This is a genomic window from Kitasatospora nipponensis, from assembly GCF_039528135.1.
GTDB lineage: Bacteria > Actinomycetota > Actinomycetes > Streptomycetales > Streptomycetaceae > Kitasatospora > Kitasatospora nipponensis.
The window spans coordinates 1-856 of record NZ_BAAALF010000591.1; the positions used below are offsets into that span (position 1 = coordinate 1).

1 protein-coding gene is annotated in these 856 nt (G+C 78.7%); it reads left to right on the forward strand.

Annotation, left to right across the window (positions count from 1 at the left end; genetic code table 11):
- Nucleotides 1-856: MFS transporter (locus ABD323_RS42095; RefSeq protein ID WP_486327176.1), on the forward strand; the 856-nt coding region annotated here is incomplete at both ends.

An 856-nucleotide genomic window follows, 5' to 3' on the forward strand; every position in this document is an offset into this window, starting at 1 on the left:
GCAGGTGCTGATCTCCCTCGGCGCGGTGGTCGTGCTGGTGCTGTTCGGCCTGATGCTCAGCAAGGCCCCGATCGGCCGCTCCCCGGACGCCGACTCCGGCAACCGGTGGGCCGCGCTGGCGGTCGGCCTGGCCGCCGCCGGCGCGCTGCGGGCCCTGCTGCGCGCGCCGGCCCCGGTGCGGCGGCCGGCCGGGCGCGGCATGCTGGCCGACCTGCGCGAGGGATGGCACGAGGTGGTCTCCCGGCGCTGGCTCTGGGTGCTGGTCCTGCAGTTCGGCGTGGTGAACGCCTGCCTGATCGCGGCGGAGTCGGTGCTCGGCCCGCTGGTGGCCGACCTGCGGCTGGGCGGGCCGCGGCCCTGGGGACTGGTCAACGCCGCGATGGGGGCCGGGCTGGTGGCCGGCGGCCTGCTGATGGTCCGCTGGCAGCCGCACCGCCTGCTGCTGGCGGGCAACGCCGGGGTGCTGCTCTTCGCGCTGCCCGCCGTCGCGCTGGCCGGCGCGGCGCCGCTGCCGGTGCTGACCCTGGCGATGTTCACCTCGGGCGTCGGCGGCACGCTCTACGGGGTCAGCTGGATGCTCGCCCTGCAGCAGGAGATCCCGGCCGCCAGCTTCTCCCGGGTGGCGGCCTACGACTGGTGCGGCTCGGTGGCCCTGGCCCCGGTGGGCACCGCGGCGGCCGCGCCGCTGGCCGGCGGGCTGGGCCTGGACGGGGCGCTGTGGGCCTGCGCGGGACTGATGACGGTGCTGTCGCTGGCGGTGCTGGCGGTGCCGGAGGTGCGCCGCCTGGTGCGGGTCGCCCCGACGCCGACCGGCTCGGGCGCCGGCGCCACCGCGGCCGGCACCGCGGCCGGCACG